This is a genomic window from Pseudomonas sp. LJDD11 (assembly GCF_024584215.1).
GTDB lineage: Bacteria > Pseudomonadota > Gammaproteobacteria > Pseudomonadales > Pseudomonadaceae > Aquipseudomonas.
This window is the reverse complement of sequence record NZ_JANJFL010000169.1, coordinates 1-506: the sequence shown is the minus strand read 5'-3', so window position 1 is coordinate 506 and position 506 is coordinate 1. Positions and strand designations below refer to the sequence as shown.

The following is a 506-nucleotide window of genomic DNA, read 5'->3' as shown; positions in this document are numbered from 1 at the left end:
GCCCCACCCCACCCTGGTTCTCCTCCAACAAAGGAGCGGCATAGAAACCCTTAGGCGACACCACCCCCGATCCTGCTGTATAATTACCAAATAATTCTGCACCACGGTCTATAACACCATCACCATTTCGATCCAAAACCAGTAGACCATCATCCTTGCCTACCCAGCCGGTTAACTCTGCAAAACCATTCCCATCATGATCAAAATGCACACCCTGTTCTACTCCTAGAGTTTCAACCCCATCACCATCCAGATCCAAAATTAACGGCGAAGCAGTCAGTACAGCCAAGGAAAACTTTTCGGACAGGCTACTAATAAGTTTTCCAACAGACAAACTGGAGAAATCATTCAGTGATGAAAAATAGCTGGAAAGCTCTGAAAACTCTCTTTGCAAGGAGTCAAATTTATCACCAAGATACTCCGCAATATCATCACCCCAAACATCCAGCATTACCCCGCCCACAAACAGCAAAGCGCCTATACCCGCAGCCCATGCCGCTGTAAGT

The 506-nt window shown here is 47.0% G+C and carries 1 pseudogene; it reads right to left on the bottom strand.

What is annotated here, in order from left to right:
* Positions 1-506: pseudogene (locus NRB16_RS29395) on the bottom strand (hypothetical protein); the annotation flags it as partial.